The following is a 373-nucleotide window of genomic DNA, read 5'->3' as shown; positions in this document are numbered from 1 at the left end:
CTTGCCTGCTGCTGCGCTGTTGTCGTGAATCAACTGGGCAATCATCGCGTCCGCTTCGGCCAGTTGGCGCTCGTAGACGTTGGTGCTGAACGAGGCTTTCTGCGGCGGTTGCTGGGCCAGCACCGGGCCGCTCTGGTCGTGCAGATTGACCTCGACATTGGTCGACAGACCGACACGCAGCGGGTGCTTGGCCAGCTGTTCGGCATTGATGTGGATACGCACTGGCACGCGCTGGACGATCTTGATCCAGTTACCGGTGGCGTTCTGTGCCGGCAGCAAGGCAAATGCGCTGCCGGTACCGGCGCCGAGGCTGTCGACGGTGCCGCTGTATTTCACATCGCTGCCGTAAATATCGGCCTCGATATCCACTGGC

The 373-nt window shown here is 61.7% G+C and carries 1 pseudogene; it reads right to left on the bottom strand.

Annotated features, from left to right (window positions below):
- Positions 1-373, bottom strand: a pseudogene (locus AAEY83_RS13190) (EmrA/EmrK family multidrug efflux transporter periplasmic adaptor subunit); the annotation flags it as partial.

Source organism: Psychrobacter sp. TB20-MNA-CIBAN-0197 (assembly GCF_040309765.1).
GTDB classification, from domain to species: domain Bacteria; phylum Pseudomonadota; class Gammaproteobacteria; order Pseudomonadales; family Moraxellaceae; genus Psychrobacter; species Psychrobacter submarinus.
This window is presented reverse-complemented; position numbering and strand designations above follow the sequence as displayed.